General features: G+C 60.5%; 15 protein-coding genes. 6 read left to right on the top strand and 9 right to left on the bottom strand.

Annotation, left to right across the window (positions count from 1 at the left end; translation table 11 throughout):
* Positions 1–5 precede the first annotated feature (5 nt).
* Both O3S81_RS10700 and O3S81_RS10695 read left to right on the top strand, forming a co-directional pair.
* On the top strand, positions 6–944 hold the full coding sequence (locus tag O3S81_RS10700) for an AraC family transcriptional regulator (protein WP_269342997.1): 939 nt from the start codon (positions 6–8) through the stop codon (positions 942–944).
* An 83-nt stretch (positions 945–1,027) separates the two neighbouring features.
* Positions 1,028–1,669, top strand: a complete 642-nt coding sequence (locus O3S81_RS10695) for a class I SAM-dependent methyltransferase (RefSeq protein WP_269342995.1) — start codon at positions 1,028–1,030, stop codon at positions 1,667–1,669.
* 69 nt (positions 1,670–1,738) lie between these two features.
* Here the strand turns inward: O3S81_RS10695 and O3S81_RS10690 are convergent, their stop codons facing one another.
* Genes O3S81_RS10690 through O3S81_RS10680 form a run of 3 tightly spaced genes read right to left on the bottom strand, consistent with a single transcriptional unit; the run spans position 1,739 to position 7,210 of the window.
* Positions 1,739–5,017: an error-prone DNA polymerase gene (locus O3S81_RS10690; protein WP_269342994.1), complete on the bottom strand. Its 3,279-nt coding sequence runs from the start codon at positions 5,015–5,017 to the stop codon at positions 1,739–1,741.
* Positions 5,014–6,531 carry a Y-family DNA polymerase gene (locus O3S81_RS10685; RefSeq protein ID WP_269342992.1) on the bottom strand — a complete coding sequence of 506 codons (1,518 nt, stop codon included), beginning with the start codon at positions 6,529–6,531 and terminating at the stop codon, positions 5,014–5,016. Before O3S81_RS10685 ends, O3S81_RS10690 begins: the two co-directional genes overlap by 4 nt.
* Positions 6,446–7,210 carry an ImuA family protein gene (locus tag O3S81_RS10680; RefSeq protein ID WP_269342990.1) on the bottom strand — a complete coding sequence of 255 codons (765 nt, stop codon included), beginning with the start codon at positions 7,208–7,210 and terminating at the stop codon, positions 6,446–6,448. Before O3S81_RS10680 ends, O3S81_RS10685 begins: the two co-directional genes overlap by 86 nt.
* A gap of 214 nt (positions 7,211–7,424) precedes the next feature.
* Between O3S81_RS10680 and O3S81_RS10675 the strand changes: the two genes are divergently transcribed.
* The 3 genes from O3S81_RS10675 (at position 7,425) to O3S81_RS10665 (ending at position 9,424) form a co-directional block, all read left to right on the top strand.
* A complete protein-coding gene (locus tag O3S81_RS10675; protein ID WP_269342988.1) occupies positions 7,425–7,781 on the top strand; it encodes a DUF1304 domain-containing protein in 357 nt (118 codons plus the stop codon).
* A gap of 4 nt (positions 7,782–7,785) precedes the next feature.
* Positions 7,786–9,057 (top strand): glycerate kinase type-2 family protein, encoded by a 1,272-nt coding sequence (locus tag O3S81_RS10670; RefSeq protein ID WP_269342987.1) that lies wholly within the window; start codon positions 7,786–7,788, stop codon positions 9,055–9,057.
* A 118-nt stretch (positions 9,058–9,175) separates the two neighbouring features.
* A complete protein-coding gene (locus O3S81_RS10665) occupies positions 9,176–9,424 on the top strand; it encodes a hypothetical protein (protein WP_269342986.1) in 249 nt (82 codons plus the stop codon).
* A 270-nt stretch (positions 9,425–9,694) separates the two neighbouring features.
* Here O3S81_RS10665 and O3S81_RS10660 read toward each other — a convergent pair whose 3' ends face one another.
* The 6 genes from O3S81_RS10660 to O3S81_RS10635 form a co-directional block, all read right to left on the bottom strand.
* Complete coding sequence (locus tag O3S81_RS10660) at positions 9,695–10,882, bottom strand: Gfo/Idh/MocA family protein (protein ID WP_269342985.1); 1,188 nt, start codon at positions 10,880–10,882, stop codon at positions 9,695–9,697.
* 21 nt (positions 10,883–10,903) lie between these two features.
* Positions 10,904–11,956 carry a sugar phosphate isomerase/epimerase family protein gene (locus O3S81_RS10655; protein ID WP_269342984.1) on the bottom strand — a complete coding sequence of 351 codons (1,053 nt, stop codon included), beginning with the start codon at positions 11,954–11,956 and terminating at the stop codon, positions 10,904–10,906.
* Between the two features lie 144 nt (positions 11,957–12,100).
* A complete protein-coding gene (locus O3S81_RS10650) occupies positions 12,101–13,174 on the bottom strand; it encodes an ABC transporter ATP-binding protein (protein WP_269342982.1) in 1,074 nt (357 codons plus the stop codon).
* Between the two features lie 17 nt (positions 13,175–13,191).
* Entirely contained in the window at positions 13,192–14,040 is an 849-nt protein-coding gene (locus tag O3S81_RS10645; RefSeq protein WP_022563716.1) for a carbohydrate ABC transporter permease, read from the bottom strand.
* Positions 14,033–14,971 (bottom strand): carbohydrate ABC transporter permease, encoded by a 939-nt coding sequence (locus O3S81_RS10640; RefSeq protein ID WP_269342979.1) that lies wholly within the window; start codon positions 14,969–14,971, stop codon positions 14,033–14,035. Before O3S81_RS10640 ends, O3S81_RS10645 begins: the two co-directional genes overlap by 8 nt.
* 71 nt (positions 14,972–15,042) lie before the next feature.
* Positions 15,043–16,344, bottom strand: coding sequence for an ABC transporter substrate-binding protein (locus tag O3S81_RS10635; protein WP_269342977.1), 1,302 nt, complete (start codon positions 16,342–16,344; stop codon positions 15,043–15,045).
* Between the two features lie 195 nt (positions 16,345–16,539).
* On the opposite strand from O3S81_RS10635, the gene O3S81_RS10630 reads away from it, so the two are divergent.
* On the top strand, positions 16,540–17,739 hold the full coding sequence (locus tag O3S81_RS10630; RefSeq protein WP_269342976.1) for an ROK family transcriptional regulator: 1,200 nt from the start codon (positions 16,540–16,542) through the stop codon (positions 17,737–17,739).
* The last annotated feature ends 22 nt before the right edge of the window (positions 17,740–17,761 follow it).

The following is a 17,761-nucleotide window of genomic DNA, read 5'->3' as shown; positions in this document are numbered from 1 at the left end:
CTGCCATGAATGATGCCCTGACGGAAATGCTGCGTGGCCTGAGGCTTGATGGCGTGGAATATGGCCGCTGCCGCATGGCCACACCCTGGGCGACGGCTTTTCCCGAGCAGGAGGCAGCGCGCTTTCATTTCATCGGCGTGGGCCAGGCGAAACTGCAAAAACCCTCCGGCGAATGGCTGACGCTGACATGCGGCGATGCCGTGCTTCTGCCGCGAGGACACGCCCATGTGCTCGCCAGCAGCGAGGAGGTGACGCCCTCCCCCTTTGACCGGTTCGGCAAGAAGGAAGTCTGCCAGGGCATTTTCGACATGGAATGCGCATGCGCCGGCGGGGATACCATTGCCTTCACCGCCTCCATGCGTTTCAACATGGACAATCTGCATCCGCTCCTGCAACTGATGCCGGATGTGATGCTGACCAGCGATCTGGCCAAAAGCGACCCGGCCATTCCACATCTTCTGGAGGCCATGGCGCGCGAGGTGGAATTGAACCGCGTCGGCGCGGGCGGCATTCTGGCGCGGCTTGCCGATGTGCTGACGGCGACCCTGATCCGCACATGGGTGGAATATGGCTGCGGCGATTCCAGCGGCTGGCTGGCCGCCGTGCGCAATCCCGAACTCGGCAGGGTGCTGGCCGCCATCCATCTCAACCCCGAAAAGGACTGGAACGTGGAAGAGCTTGCCTCCTTGATGGGCGCATCCCGCTCCAGTTTCGCGGAACGCTTCACCCGCGTGGTGGGCGAAAGCCCGGCGCGTTATGTGGTGCGCGTGCGCATGCATCAGGCGCGGCTGTGGCTGCGCGAAGGCATGCGCGTTACACTGGCGGCGGAAAAGCTCGGTTATGATTCCGAAGCCTCCTTCAGCCGCGCCTTCAAACGTGTGATCGGCGCGCCACCCAGCCAGTTCCGCAGGAAAGACACGGCCGGGCTGGAGGATGCCGCTTAAAAGCGTCGGACAAAACGGATAAGGATATTGCGTGAGGACAGATCCGTCTGAAGCGGAATGGTGCCGTCCGGGGAGCATCCACCATGAGCATTGCCGACGACGCCCGTTTCTGGAACCGAACCGCCCGGAAATATGCCAAGGGCAGGATTTCGGATGAAGCCGGATATGAGCGCACACTGGAGCGGACTCGCGCCCTGCTGAAACCAAATGACAGGGTATTGGAGCTCGGCTGCGGCACCGGCACAACGGCGATCCGGCTGGCGGGCGGTGTCAAAGACTATCTGGCGACGGATATTTCCGCCGGCATGATCACAATTGCCGAGGAGAGGAAACACGCCGCCGGCTCTTTCCCGAACCTCGTCTTCAGCACCGCGACCGCACAAACGCTTGAACCCGGCCCTCAGCCGTTTAACGCGGTTCTGGGTTTCAACTATCTTCATCTGGTTCGCGACCTGCCCGGCACAGTGAAGCACATTCATTCCCTGCTCACCGTGCACGGGCTCTTCATCACCAAGACACCCTGCGTCGGAGATATGAACCCACTCATCCGCCTTGTCTTGCCGGCCATGCGCGCGATCGGCAAAGCCCCCTATGCCGGCGTCTTCAGCGCAGCTGAGCTTTGCCGGCATATAGGCGTCGGCGGCTTCGACATTCTGGCTATGGAAATCCATGCCACACGGGGCAATGATAATCGCCCTTATATCGTGGCACAAAAGGTGAGCTGAACCGCCGCCTTAGAGCATTTTGGCGCATTTCCGGACGGAGAACCGGAATCCACCTTTCCTGAAAATGCTCTAGTGAAAATTACGGGAAATCACCTTTATCTGCTCCACCGCATCGTCATCATGGTCAGCAGGTGGCGGGCGTTTTTTGATATTGCGATGATCCTCCGGCGGAATTCCGTGGTGGAACTCATCGCCGCGCCCATGTGGCAGGGGAAAGGCGCGATTGCGCTCGCCCACGCTGGCCAGTGCCTCCGACAGATCGGTCAGCCGGTGGGCGACCAGATGCACCACCTCGCCTTCCCGCTGGATCTTGCCATAAATGCCGACCATGCCGGCGGACAGCACCACGCGCCGGTATTTTTCGAAGGTTTTGACCCACAACACCGCATTGGCAATGCCCGTCTCATCCTCCAGCGTCATGAAGATCACCCCCTTTGCCGAGCCGGGGCGCTGGCGCACCAGCACCAGACCGGCCGTTTCCAGCCATGCGCCGTCCCGGGCACGCACCGCCTCCGCGCAAGTCATGATGCGGCGTTGGGAAAGATCGCGGCGCAGGAAGGACATGGGATGCTCGCGCAGGGTGAGCCCCACATGGCCATAATCCTGCACCACCTCGCCGCCATCCGTCATGGGCCTGAGCGCGACGGAGGGTTCCTGAAGCTCGTCCACCACGGCGTTTTTCCGGCTGGCGGCAGCGGCAAAAAGCGGCAGCGGCTCATCCCGCAGGGCCTTGATGGCCCAGAGCGCCTCACGCCTGGAAAGCGAAAGCGACGGCAGAAAGGCATCGGCTTCGGCCAGACACACCAGTGCGGCAGCGGGAACGCCCGCCCTTCGCCAGAGATCGTCGACGGAGGCAAAGGCTCTATCCTGACGGGAAGCGACGATATCGGCAGCATGTTTGTTGGAAAGCCCCTTCACCATGCGCAGGCCGAGCCGCACGGCAAAACGCTCCTCCCCTTCCGCATCCTTCCTGCCCGTAGGTTCCAGCGAGCAATCAAAACGGCTGTTATTGATGCAGACGGGGCGCACCTCCACGCCGTGGTCGCGTGCATCGCGTACGATCTGCGCCGGAGCGTAAAACCCCATCGGCTGCGAGTTGAGAATGGCCGTACAGAAAATATCGGGGTGATGGCATTTCAGCCATGAGGAAGCATAGGCGATCAATGCGAAGGAGGCCGCATGGCTTTCGGGAAAACCATAGCTGCCGAACCCTTCAAGCTGCTTGAAGATGCGCTCGGCAAAGTCCTGCTCATAACCGCGCTCCACCATGCCCTTGACCAATTTTTCCCTGAATTTGGAAATGGTGCCGACATTCTTGAAAGTCGCCATGGCTCGACGCAACTGGTCGGCTTCATCCGGAGTAAAACCGGCGCAATCCATGGCGATCCGCATGGCCTGCTCCTGAAACAGCGGGACACCCATCGTCTTTCCCAAGACGCTCTCAAGCTCTTTTTTGGGAAAATGAACCGGCTCCTTTCCCTGCCGCCGGCGCAGATAGGGATGCACCATATCGCCCTGAATGGGTCCGGGGCGAACAATGGCGACCTGAATGACGAGATCGTAAAATTCCTTCGGCCTCAGGCGCGGCAACATCGACATCTGCGCCCGGCTTTCAATCTGGAACGTGCCGAGCGTATCGGCCTTCTGAATCATGGCATAGGTGGGCCCGTCATCCGGCGGCATGGCGGCAAGATCATATTTCTCTCCCGTGCGCGCCTCCAGCAGGTCAAAACCACGCTTCATGCAGGACAGCATGCCAAGCGCCAGGCAATCCATCTTCATGAATTTCACGACATCGATATCATCCTTGTCCCATTCAATGATCTGGCGATCGTCCATGGCGGCGGGTTCGATGGGTACCAGTTCGTCCAGCCTGTCATGGGTCAGAACAAAACCACCCGGATGCTGGCTGTGGTGGCGCGGTGTGCCGACAAGCTGATTAGCCAGTTCGAAAGCAAGCTTGAGGCGGCGGTCCTCCATATTGAGATTCAGTTCTTTAACCTGCTTTTCATCCACCCCTTCGCTCCAGCGCCAGACCTGCGAGGAAAGAAGTTTCGTCAGGTCTTCCGGCAGGCCCAGAACCTTGCCGACATCACGCAGCGCCCCGCGTCCCCGGTAACGGGTAACGACCGAACAGAGTGCTGCCTTGTCACGGCCATAGGTGTCATAGACCCACTGTATGACCTCCTCGCGCCGCTGATGTTCGAAATCCACGTCGATATCCGGCGGCTCTCCCCGGTTCTCGGAAATGAAACGTTCGAAGACGAGATTGCTAAAAAGGGCAGGATCGATGGCGGTAATGCCGAGTACAAAACAGATGACAGAATTGGCGGCCGAACCACGTCCCTGGCATAGAATATCTTTTGAGCGCGCATAATGGACGATGGTGTTTACCGTCAGAAAATAGGGTGCATATTGCAGTCTGCCGACAACCGCCAGCTCATGTCTGAGTGCCTTTTCCACCTTCTCCGGCAACCCATGCGGATAACGCACCGGCACCGCTTCCCATACGAGTTTTTCAAGTGCCTGCTGCGCCGTCAGCCCCGGCAAGGTGCGCTCTTCAGGGTATTGATAGACCAGCTCCTTCAGCGAAAATTTGCAGCGTTTCGCAATTTCGAGGCTGCGGGAAAGCGCTTCCGGGTAACGGGCAAACAGCCGGTGCATTTCCTCCGGCGGTTTCATGTAACGGTCGGCGTGGCGTTCGCGGCGGAAACCCGCTTCGTCGATGGTGCAATTATGCCTTATGCAGGTGACGACATCCTGCAGCATGCGCCGCTCCGGCACATGAAACAGCACGTCATTGGTCACCACAGTCGGCACGCCTGAGGCTTCCGCCATGCCCGACAGTTCGAAAAGCCGCATCTGGTCGTTGGGACGTCTTCTGAGACTGAGCGCCATATAGGCCCGGTCGGCAAAAGCAGCTTTGAGCCGGCGCAGGCGAAGCGCGCAAAGATCGTCGGCCAGATCGGCGAGCAGCACCACGATCAGGCCTTCGCCATAGGTGACGAGATCATCCCATGTCAGCCGGCACTTGCCCTTGCCGCCCCGTTTCTTGCCCACGGAAAGCAGCCGGCAAAGCCGCCCGTAAGCCGGGCGATCCATGGGATAGACAAGCACGGAAAGGTCGTCATCCAGATCGAGGCGACAGCCGATGACGAGACGGATGCCGAAATTGTTCGCCGCCTCGTAAGCGCGGGGAATGCCCGCAAGGCTGTTGCGGTCGGTGATGCCCAGCGCCTCTATGCCGAGGTTTTTGGCCTGTTCGAAAAGCTCCTCGCAGGAACTTGCCCCGCGCAGGAAGGAAAAATGCGTGGTCACCTGAAGTTCGGCATAACGGGGCGTGCTCATGCGAAAACCCCATGGATGAACCAGCCCTGCGAGCCCGTTTCGGCATGTTCGCCGTCACCGGAGCGAAAAATCCAGAAACGTTCGCCGCCTTCATTTTCCACCGTGAAATAATCGCGCACGGCGGCCTTTTCCCGGTCGCGTTTCCACCATTCACCAAACACCCGTTCCGGCCCATCGGCGCGCCGCACATTATGGCGCACGCCTTTCCAGAGGAAATAACGCGGCGGATGGTCCGGCAGCAGCGCCAGCGTCTCGATGGGTTCCGGCCTTGCAAAAAGCCTGACCGGACGCGGCCAGTGGCCGGGCCAGCCGAGCGTATCCTCAGGCGCAAGCGCCGCAACGGGGGCAATGGAGCGTTCCGGCACATCACTTGCCACCGCCGCATAACGATAGACCCTGTGGCCACGATTGAGGATGACATCGACCGTATCGGCGATTTCCGCACACCCCTCCTCCAGCAACGAAGAACGGGCCTGCGCGGCGACAAGCGGCTCGGCATGGGTGGCGGTCAGCACCATCATCTCGATGCCGAAACCGGGATCGATGGTGTCTATCCGGTCGGTCAGAAGCCGGACAAGCTGTTTGACATCGCGCACCGGTCTGGACGTGCCAGCCCGTATGGCTTGCAGGCCGCTATCCACACGATGCAGCACCAGATCGACCCGGTGGGCGCCGAGGCCGCGCTTTTCCAGCGCGGCGCAAAGCCCCGTTACCAGCTTCTGCGTATAACGGGCAATCGTCTCCGCCGCCGCAATCGGTTCGGGAAAGGCGCACCGCACCTCCACCAGTTCGGCCACCCGCACCGGTTCGATGGGTTCGCCGATCTCCCCGAAAGCCTGGGAAAGACGACGGACGAGTTCGGGGCCGAAACGCAGGGTCAGCGGTGCGCGCGGGGCTTCGGCAAGCTCGCCGATGCTGCGGAAACCGAGCACCTTCAGCCCGGAAACGATACGCTCCTCCAGCCTCAGCGCAGAAAGCGGCAAACCGCTGATCGCCGCTTTCTGGCCACCCGGCGGTACAATGCTGATCTCATCACGGCCGAAGCGCGCCAGCGCATGGGCCGCCCCCCAGCTATCGGCAATGGCGGCGCGGGCGCTAAAGCCTGCGGCATGAAGGCGGTTGACCATGCCGCTCAGCATCAGCGTCTCGTTGCCGTGAAGATGGTCCGCACCCGCCGTGTCCAGCACCAACCCGTCCGGCGGATCGGCGGCAACGATCGGGGCATAGATGCGCAGGAAATGAAATGCCAGCTGCTGCAGGGCGCGTGCATCGGCCACTGCGTCCAGATTTTCGACGAGAAGACCGGGCACCAACGCCTGCGCCTTGCTGACCGGCGTGCCGGGCCGGATGCCCGCCGCCTTTGCCGCCCTGTCGAGCGCCAGCACCAGCCGGCGACTGCCCTGGCGGCCGATCATGACCAGTGGCTTTTCAACCGGCGGCGCGTCCTTCCCCAAAAGACGCCGGAAGCGATCCGTCGGCCATGTCGGCAGGTAGAGCGAGACGACCCTTTGCATCACAGGCTTCCACTTCAAATTCGGCACTTTCGCCGCCGCGACATCGCAAAAGTTCGAGAAACCAGCGCGGCCTGCCCACCCCCGGCACCGGCAGGGGGGATGAAGGCCGCACGGAAATGCGCCAGCGGGTCACCGCCGCCGTCGGCTCGCCGAACAACGCCACATCGGCCGGACGCCGGAAACGGCGGATGGCGATGCCGGTCACACCGGAGGTTTCCGCCGCCAGTTGCAGCCGCCGCGAGGCGGTCATCGGCAACTTCGCCAATTCGCCCATCACCGCACCGAAACCATTGCAGCGCAGTCCCTCCTCGAAACAGTCGAGCACGCCTTTTTCATCGCGGCATTCGACGATGATGAGCCGGTTCTGAGATAGGCCGGCCTGCATCAGGCCCGGCATGAACAGATCCCGACGGGTGACACACCACAAAACCTTGCCGGAAAGCCTTGCTGCCACACCGGCCGCAAACAGCGCTGCCGCCGCGCCATCGGCAGCGCCATTGCCGCCACCGCTCAGCTCATGCAGGCAACCGAGCTTCAGCCCGCCTCCCGGCAGGTGACGGTCGATGGCATCCACGCCGAAAGGCAAGGTTTCGTGCAGCCGCTCAGGGCCGTTACCGATCCTTTCCAGCCTTTCACGCAGCTCTTCGACAACGAGCAACTGGTCCGCGCGCTTTTGCATGGCATGACAGGTTTCAATTCCGGTTATTCATCTTTATTGTTCTTGTTTTGTTCCTATTTCGACCAAGAGTCAAGCAACGAGCTGCCGCTCTTCAACAGTTTGCACGGGAAGAGGAGATTCTGGCCTTGCAGCTCTTCGTCCCACCGTTAAAACGGAATTGTCCGTTCGCCGTAAAAAACGCGGCGGGGGCATCATGGTTTGGAGGAACCTGCCGATGATCGCCAGCATTCTAATTGCCGTGGTTGCGGCCATCCATATCTACATCGTCATTCTGGAAATGCTGCTGTGGGAAAAGCCGGCCGGCCGCAAGGCGTTCGGTCTTTCAGCGGATTTTGCCCGGCAGACGAAGGTGCTCGCCGCCAATCAGGGGCTTTATAACGGGTTTCTGGCGGCCGGGCTGATCTATGGGCTCGCACAGGGCGATGAAGGGCTGAGCTTCAAGGTGTTTTTCCTGCTGTGTGTGCTGGTGGCCGGTATTTTCGGCGCCGTTACCGCCAATGCTATGAAGATCCTGTTCATTCAGGCGCTGCCCGCCCTTTTGGCGCTTGGCGCGCTCTGGATTGGAGTATGAACCGATGACCGCATGGAACGACAGCCGAGCCAAAGACGCCCTCAACCGGATATTCATGGCGGCAGTCGCAAGCGCTGATCCGGCGAAGGTATTGCAACAGCATCTTCCCTCCCCGCCCAAGGGTCGCTGTGTGGTGGTTGGGGCCGGCAAGGCATCGGCCGCCATGGCAGCAGCGCTCGAAGCGGCATGGCCGCATGTCGATCTCTCGGGTGTGGTGGTGACGCGTTATGGCCATGCGGTCCCAACCTCCCGTATCGAGATCATCGAGGCCTCGCATCCCGTACCTGATGACAAGAGCGCAGAGGCGGCCAAACGCATTCTCGCCGCAGTCGAAGGGCTCACCGACGACGACATGGTGATCGCACTGATTTCCGGCGGTGGTTCCGCGCTGATGGTCGCCCCCGCCGAAGGCATGACGCTTGCCGACAAGATGGCCGTCAATCGTGCCCTTCTGGCCAGCGGTGCGACGATCTCCGAAATGAACGCCGTGCGCAAACATCTCTCCCGCATCAAGGGCGGGCGGCTGGCACTGGCCGCCAAACCGGCGAAGGTGGTCTCGCTGCTGATTTCCGACGTGCCGGGTGACGACCCCTCCGAAATCGGCTCCGGCCCGACGGTTGCCGATCCGAGTGATATTGAAACCGTGCGCGAGATTGTCGCCCGATATGCGCTCGATCTTCCCGAAAATGTGCGCAGGGTGCTGGAAAAAGGTGAGGAAACCCCGAAGTCAGGCGATATCGAAGAGGATGTCAGGATGATCGCGGCGCCCTCGCTTGCGCTGCAGGCCGCGGCGGATGAGGCCGTAAAGCTCGGCCTTACGCCACTGATCCTCGGGGATTCCCTCGAAGGCGAATCCAGGGATGTGGGTGCCGTCATGGCCGGCATCGCGCTTTCCGCCAGCCGCAAGGGTCTGCCGGTCAAAGGCCCGGCCGTGTTGCTTTCCGGCGGCGAAACCACCGTCACGATTGGCAAGGGACCAGCCGGTAAGGGCGGCCGCAACACGGAGTTCCTGTTAAGCCTCGCGCTGACACTGAAAGGCGCAGCCGACATATGGGCGATTGCCGGCGATAGCGACGGCATAGATGGTGTAGAAGATGCGGCGGGTGCCGTGGTGACGCCGGATACGCTGGCGCGCATGCGCGCCGCCGGTGTCGATCCGCGCCAGTCGCTGGTGAACCACGACAGCTATACCGCCTTCAAGGCGGCGGGCGATCTTGTCGTGACCGGTCCGACCCTGACGAATGTCAATGATATCAGGGCGATTTTGATCGGCTGAAAGCGGAAGCCTTCGGGCCGGCTCTCCCGCCCGGTCGCGCGCGTCACCAGGCAGGGGCCGTTTTGACTATGCCGCCCGACAGGTATAAATTAACGACATATCTTTGGGAGCCTCAGCCATGCGTCTTGGAGTGCTCGTACCCGGCCTGATCATGGCCCTTAGCCCCGCTTTGGCGGATGCCCATAATTGCAAATGTCGTAATCGCGGCACCATGTTCGAACTCGGCCAGACATCCTGCCTGAAGGTCGATGGCGTTTCTTATCTCGCGCGCTGCGAGATGAAGCTCAACGTGTCATCCTGGACCAAGATCGAGGATGGTTGCCCGGTGACAGAGCGGACACAGCCGCAGTCGACACGCGTTAATTGATGTCGCCGTTAGGTGGCGGCAGACCGGGCTCCGAAGCGCGGAGGCTTATGCCGCAGCTGCCAGCTTCCGATTGCAATCCATCCCGGGCAGAACTGAGCGATGACAAAGGAAGCGAGCGGATGCCGCTTGCTTCTTCTCCCCGAGGGGGAGAAGGTCGCGGCAGCGGGATGAGGGGGCAAGCTTTCCGCATGTCGCTAGCGTTGCCCCCTCATCCGACCCTTCGGGCCACCTTCTCCCCGGCGGGGAGAAGAAAGACGCGGCAATGTCGTTTTACAGCTTCACCCATCCGCCATTCTTCTTGCCGGATTCGATGCAGGCCGTGACGAAGGCGACACCTTTTACGCCGTCGTCCACCGTCGGATAGATGACCGCCTTGTCCAGCGCCGAACCGGTGCGGCGCGCCTCGATGGCATGCGCCGCCTCGGTATAGATGGTGGCGAAGGCTTCCAGATATCCTTCCGGATGGCCGGAGGGAATGCGGGTAACCCGCGCTGCGGCGGCTCCTGCCCCGGCACCGCCGCGGGTGATCAACTGCTTCGGTTCGCCGAGCTTCGTGAACCACAGGTAATTCGGGTCGGCCTGCGTCCACTCGATACCGGCCTTGTCACCATAAATGCGGATCTTCAGCCCGTTTTCATGGCCAACCGCCACCTGGCTGCACCAAAGCATGCCCTTGGCGGCCTGCTTGCCGCCCTTCGGCTTGAAGCGCATCATCACATGGGCATTGTCATCCAGGCGACGGCCTTCGACGAAGGTGTGCACATCCGCTGCCAGCTCATCCGCTTCCAGACCGGAAATGAAACAGCCGAGATTATAGGCATGGGTGCCGATATCGCCGGTGGAACCGCCAACGCCGGATTGGGCCGGATCGGTGCGCCAGACCGCCTGTTTCGCGCCGGTCTGTTCCACCGCTTCCGTCAACCAGTCCTGCGGATATTCCATCTGCACCAGACGGATGGTGCCGAGTTCACCGGCCTCCACCAGCTCGCGCGCATGCCGCACCATCGGATAACCGGTGTAGTTATGCGTCAGGATGAACAGTGCATCGGCCTTGTCGGCCACCTGCTTCAGCTTTTTTGCATCTTCCAGATTGGAGGTCAGCGGCTTGTCGCAGATGACATGGATGCCACGCTCCAGAAAGGCCTTTGCAGCAGGATAATGCACATGGTTGGGCGTGACGATCGCCACCGCCTCAATACCATCCTCGCGCAGCGCTTCCTTTTCGGCCATTTCTTCGAACGAACCGTAGCAACGCTCAGGGTCGAGCCCCAGCTCACGCCCGGAAGCGAGGGATTTTTCCGGTGTCGAGGACAGGGCCCCTGCCACGAGATCGAAGCGGTTGTCGAGCCGCGCCGCCATGCGGTGAACGCCACCGATAAAGGCACCCGAACCACCGCCGACCATACCAAGACGAATCCGCTTGTTCGCCCCGTCGGTTGTCTTTCCTTCAATAGCCATAATATCTCCCCTGAAATGCTTTCAAAGCCCAAGCATACGGCGGTTGGCCGCATCGTCGGTGCCACCAGATGCGAAATCGTCAAAGGCTTTTTCCGTGACGCGGATGATATGCGCCTTGACGAATTCGGCACCTTCGCGCGCGCCATCTTCAGGGTGTTTCAGCGCGCATTCCCACTCGACCACGGCCCAGCCGTCGAAATCATTGGCCGCCATTTTCGAGAAGATCGCACCGAAATCAACCTGCCCGTCGCCCAGCGAGCGGAAACGACCGGCCCGGTTCACCCAGCCCTGATAACCGCCGTAAACGCCCTGCCGTCCGGTCGGATTGAACTCCGCATCCTTGACGTGGAACATCTTGATGCGATCCTTGTAGATGTCGATATTGTCAAGATAATCAAGGCATTGCAGCACGTAGTGCGAGGGGTCGTAGAGCATGTTGGCGCGGGGATGGTTCTTCACCCGTTCCAGGAACATCTCGAAGGTGACGCCGTCATGCAGATCTTCGCCCGGATGGATTTCGTAGCAGACATCCACACCCTGCTCGTCGGCATAATCAAGGATCGGCGTCCAGCGTTTCGCCAGTTCGTCAAAGGCGGTTTCCACCAGACCGGCCGGGCGCTGCGGCCACGGGTAGACGAACGGCCAGGCAAGCGCGCCGGAGAATGTCGCATGCGCCTTGATGCCGAGATTTCTCGAGGCTTTCAGCGCAAGCTTCACCTGCTCCACCGCCCATTGCTGGCGCGCCTTGGGATTACCGCGCACTTCCGGTGCGGCAAAACCGTCAAAGGCCTCGTCATAAGCGGGATGAACCGCAACGAGCTGACCCTGCAAGTGGGTGGAAAGCTCGGTCACCTCCACGCCGTTCTGGCGCGCCACACCGGCGAACTCGTCGCAATAATCCTTCGATTCCGCCGCTTTTTTGAGATCGATCAGCTGGCCTGCCCAGCTTGGCACCTGAACGCCGACATAGCCTTTTTCCGCCGCCCATTTGGTGATTGCATCCCAGCTGTTGAAGGGGGCAACATCACCGGCAAACTGGCCGAGAAAAAGACCCGGCCCCTTGATCGTTCTCATAAAAATCTCCTCCTGCATCGATACAGTTGCGCGGTAACCCGCTTTTTTCTCCAGCGCCAAGCTAACCGCTCGTGATTTTCAAACAAGCCCCAAAAGCGGAGGGACAAAAGAATTTTCGCACTTCATTAAAAATGCGCATGGCGCTTAAAGCGCCAGGCCGCTGGCCCTGTCGAAGACATGCACACGTTCATGATGCACGGTGGCGGCAAAGGGCGTATTGACCTTCACCGGTTGCTCGCCATCCACCACCGCCGTGACCTGATCACCCGCCAGTTCAAAGACCACATGCGTCTGCGCGCCCGTCGGCTCCACCAGCAGCGTCCTGCCGGATAGCGAAATATCGCCGCCGATGGTCGAGCCGATATGTTCCGGTCTCAAGCCAATCGTCACCGGCTGGCCGCGTTTGACCTTTCTTGAAGCCGCAATGCGGATCGCGGTTCCATCCTTCAGCCGGGCGGCCGGCTGGTCGCCCTCGCCATCGACCACGCCTTCGATGAGGTTCATGGCGGGCGAACCAATGAAGGCGGCAACGAAGAGATTGGCGGGCGTCTTGTAAAGCTCGAGCGGTGTACCCTGCTGTTCGATGCGACCGTGATTGAGCACCACCACCCGGTCGGCCAGCGTCATGGCTTCAATCTGGTCATGGGTGACATAGATGGAGGTCGTACCGACCTTCTGGTGCAATGCCTTGATTTCGCTGCGCATCTGCACGCGCAGCTTGGCATCCAGGTTGGACAGCGGCTCATCGAACAGGAAGACTGCGGGGTTGCGCACCACCGCGCGGCCCATGGCGACACGCTGGCGCTGGCCGCCTGAGAGCTGCGAGGGCTTGCGATCCAGAAGCTTGCCGAGATCGAGCATGCGGGCGGCTTCCGCAACGCGCTCTTCGATGACGTTTTTCGGCTGGCCGGCAAGCTTCAGGTTGAAACCCATGTTTTCGGCCACCGTCATATGCGGATAAAGCGCATAGGACTGGAACACCATGGCGATGTTGCGTTCGCGCGGGGTCATACCGTTGACCACCTTATCGCCGATGAGAATATCCCCATCGGTGATTTCCTCCAGCCCGGCGATCATGCGCAGAAGCGTGGACTTGCCGCAGCCCGAAGGCCCGACCAGTGCGATGAATTCGCCGTCCGTTATATCAAGCGAGATGCCGTGAATGACATCGAGCGCGGCATAGGACTTGCGGATATCCCTAAGTTCGACGGAAGCCATGTTTTGCTCCTTTCACGTCACGATTTGACGGCACCGGCCGTCAGGCCCGCGATGATGTGTTTCTGTGCGAGGAAGAAGACGATGACGGTCGGCAGGATCGTCAGCGTGATGAAGGCAAGCACGAGCTGCCATTCCGTGCCGAATTCGCCGCGATAAACCATGATGCCGAGCGGCCAGGGATATTTCGATTCCGAATTCAGCATGATGAGCGGCAGGATGTAGCTGTTCCAGCTGCCGACAAACGAAACGATGCCGACGGTCGCCACGATCGGCCGCGAAAGCGGCACGGAAATATGCCAGAAGAAGCGCAGATAACCGCAGCCATCCACGAAGGCCGCCTGGAACAGCTCGTCCGGCAGATTACGGAAATAATTGCGGAACAGAAGAATGCTCATGCCAAGCCCGAAAGCTACCTGCGGCAGAACCACACCCCAATAGGTATCGAGCAGGCCGAGATCGCGAATGCGGATGAACAGCGGCAGGATGGCGGTGGCCGCCGGGAACATCAGCCCCAGCAGGAAATAATTGAGCAGGAAGGACGAGCCGAAAAACTTCACATGCGCGAAGGTGAAGGCCGCCATGGCCGAGACCGTCAGCGTCAGGAACACCGTCAACAGCGCGATGACCAGAGAATTGAATATCTGCAGCCAGTAGCGTTTGCCGAGCAGAATGTCCCCGTAATTGGCCCATTGCCATTCGGCCGGAATGCCGAACGGGTTGACGCGCAGGTCTCCCAGCGTCTTGAAGCCGCCGAGCGCCGTCGTCAGAAGCGGGATGAGCACGATGGCCGCAATCAGGCTCAGCGATATATAAAGATAAAGCTTGGTTTGCAGCGGCATGCGGACGGAAGTGGATGTGTCAGTCATGGCGCATGAAAATCCTTTTGTAACCGAAGGCGAGCGTCACGCAGATGACGAAGAGAACGACGCCGACCGCACTGCCAAGCCCCACCTGCATGCGCATGACGCCGTAGGTGTAGAGGAAGGTGACCATGGTCTGCGTGGAGTTGGACGGGCCACCGCCGGTAAGCGGCATGATCATGTCGAACAGCTGCAGCGAGCCGATGACCGCAAAAAACACGGAAAGGCGCACCGTGGAGCCGAGCATCGGCAGCGTAACGTAACGGAATTTCTGCCAGCCGGACGCGCCGTCGATTTCGGCCGCTTCCAGCACGTTCTTGTCGACGGATTGAAGGCCGGCGATGAACAGCATCATGTGGAAACCGAAATATTTCCAGACGATGACACCGAGCACGGCATAGATCGCCACATCCTTGTCGGCCAGCACGTAAGGATTGGCGAAGCCGAAGAAATTGGAGATGGCGGCGAAGAGACCGTAATCACCATCATAAACGAAACGCCAGATCAGACCTGCCGCGACGTCAGCCAGAACATAGGGCAGAAAAAACACCAGCCGGAAGGCGACGACGCCGGGAATACGGTGCGCCAGCATCATGGCAAGCCAGATCGCCAGCGGAATCTGGATCAGGATCGAGATAAGGATGATCAGGCCGTTATTGATCAGGGCCTGCGAGAAGGCGGCATTGCCGAACAGGACCTGGAAATTCTTCAAACCCACAAAATCGGTCGGCGTGCCGTAACCGTTCCAGCGGTAAAGGCTGTACCACGCCGCCTCGCCCATGGGCAGGATGACGAACAGGGTAAAAAGCAGCAGCGCCGGAGGCAGAAACACCAGCAGGGTCAGCGCCCGGTCATGCGCGACCGAACTTTGCTTGCGCCTGGTCTTTGTCGCGCCGCGCGCCGGTATGGACGCAGAAGTCATGGAAATATCCGTCATCTCTATCCGCTTTCATTGAGGCAGATAAGCGGCGCCACATGTTCGGCGGCGCCGCCATGGAAATCATCAGATCAGCGCAGTTCGAATGCGTCCTGAATCTGCTGGGCACCTTCTTCCGCGGTCATCTGGCCGGACACGATCTCGACCGAAATATCGTTGACGACGCGGCCAACGGCGGCACCCAGTGTCTGGTCGAAGAAATTCTGGTGCCAGGTAGAGGCGGCAAGCTGCTTGGCGGAATCCGCGAGCAGCGGGTTCTTCACCGCACCGGCAGCACCCGTCGCAACCGGCAGGATCATGCCGGCGGTCGCCATCTTCTCTTCGCTTGCCTTGCTGGTCAGGAAGGTTGCGAAATCGATCGCTTCCTTGGAAGCATTCTTGGTGACCGCCCAGCCGTTCAACCCGCCCAGCGTATCGGTGGCCTTGCCGGCACCGCCTTCAACGACCGGGAAAGCGAAACGACCGATATTTTCAGGTGCGAGACCCTTGCCGTCGCCGGCATTCTTGCGCTGGTTGGCTTCAGTATTGTCGAAGCCGAGAATAATGGCGGCCTTGCCGTCGCCGAAGACGCCGAGCGCCTGTGGCCAGGTGGAGCCGAGATAACCAGGCTGGAAGGGTTCGAGCTTGCCGAACTCGGCCAGCTGCTCACCCGCCTTGATGATGGCCGGGTCCATGAAGCCTTCGCCTTCGCCCTTGCGCGCGGCATCGAAAACGGCCTGCCCGCCATTGCGCATGACGAGATAGCTCCAATAGAAATGGATCGGCCATTTTTCACCGCCGCCACCGGCGATCGGCACGATGCCCGCTTCCTTGATCTTCTTGACCGTGGCGCTGAAATCGGCCCAGGTCTTGATGTCTTCCGCCTTCACACCGGCCTTGGCAAACAGCGCCTTGTTATAAAAGAAGCTGACGAGGCTGACGCGATAAGGCACGGCCCAGGCCTTGCCGTCAAAAGACAGGCCATCGATGGCCGATGCATTATAGGCCTGACGCAGCTTGCCGCCGTCGGCATCGAAAACCTCGGTCAGATCCTTCAACGCGCCGGTCTTGGACTGTTCCTCAAGGACGCCGCCGCCCCAGCTGTAGAAGAAATCCGGCACGTCGTTGGATTGCAGCAGCGTCGGCAACTTTGCCTTGAATGCCTCGTTTTCGAGGAACTGCAGCTGAATATCGACATCGGGGTGCTTGGCCTCATATTCCTTGGCAATCTCCTCCCAGACGGCCACGGATTTGGGGTCCAATTCCACATGCATCCATTTTACGACCGTCGCGGCCGAGGCGCTTGCGGCGCCGAGCATGAGAGCAATGCTTGTCGTTGCGGCAAAGGCAATCCGCCTGCCGCTCAGGCTTGCGCCTGCGTGCCAATACGTCATGATCGTGATCCTCCCTGGGGTTCCTCACCATTTATTCCCCAATGCGGATTAATTCACCCCACACCCTGCCCGATGTCAAGGCGGCATGCCGATTTTTTACGCGAATGGCTTGACACACCCCTCCCGAGAGACGTTATTTAATCCGCAATCCGATATAAATTCGTTTTAGATCGCACCCGATCGCAGCAGGACCTCATGAAGACCGCAGACCCCGAATTGATGCGCGCGATCAACAGGCTGAGCGTGCTGGACAGCATCCGCCGCCATGGGCCAATCTCGCGGGTGGAAATCAGCGAAAGAACGCAGCTCTCCACCACGACCGTTTCGGCAATCACCGCTTCGCTGCTGGATGACGGGCTTATCCTCACCCGCCATATCGGCGATATCCGGACGGAAGGTGCACGCGGCAGACCGCGCGTGATGCTGGAACTGAACCCGGATGCCGCCCGCGTGGTGGGCGCGAAGATCGCTGCGAACCGCATGGTCTTCGTCGTCACCGATTTTTGCGGCAATGTGCTGTCTACCCTTTCCCTGCCGATCCGCGTCGATCGCCAGCCGATCGGCGTCATCGCAGATCTGGTGGAGGACGGGGTGCGCCGCTGTGTCGTCGATGCCGGTTTTTCGCTTGAGGACGTGGACATGGTCTGTCTCGGCCTGCCCGGCGTCATCGAACACCGCACCGGCAAGATCCGCAGCAGCCCGATCCTGCGGGAGGTGAATGTCAATTTCGCCGAAGAAATGACGGCGCGGCTGAATTCACCAACCATCATCGAAAGCGACGCACACGCCATCACACTCGCCCATCATTGGTTCGGCCATGCGCGCGATCTGGAAGACATGGTGCTGATTTCGCTCGAACAGACGCTTGGGCTTGGCGTGCTGCATCAGAACCAGCTCTTCCGCGGCGCGGGCGGCCTCAGCCACAATCTCGGCGACCTCGTCATCGGCCTTGCCAATGAGGGCACGGTGCGGCTGGCGAGCCAGGCGGGTGAAAATGCCATTTTAGGCTCGCGCCCGGCGGACGGGCGTTTTGCCGAGGCGATCCGGCTCGGTCGCGGCATGCAGCATGCCCATGCGCTGATTGCGGCGGAAGACCACGATCTTATCGCGGCCGCTTTGCGCGCCGGAGCTGCGCTTGGCCTGACACTTGCCAATATCGTCACGCTGTTTGCGCCACCACGGGTCATCATCACCGGCTCCAGCCTTGAACTGGGCGAGCCATTCATCACCAGCATTCGCGACAGCTACAACGCTGCCGTACCGCCCTCGCTGGCCGGTGTCGCGGAACTGGTTTTCGACGTTGCGAGCGACGAATTATGGGCGCAGGGGGCTGCGGCCGTCGCGCTTTATGAACTTTACGAATCGCCATGGAACACCACGGGGCCGGCGCTTTAGCCCACAAGGTTGAGCACGGGAT

Origin of the sequence: Agrobacterium sp. SOY23, assembly GCF_027212525.1 — a bacterium.
GTDB lineage: Bacteria > Pseudomonadota > Alphaproteobacteria > Rhizobiales > Rhizobiaceae > Agrobacterium > Agrobacterium tumefaciens_I.
This window is presented reverse-complemented; position numbering and strand designations above follow the sequence as displayed.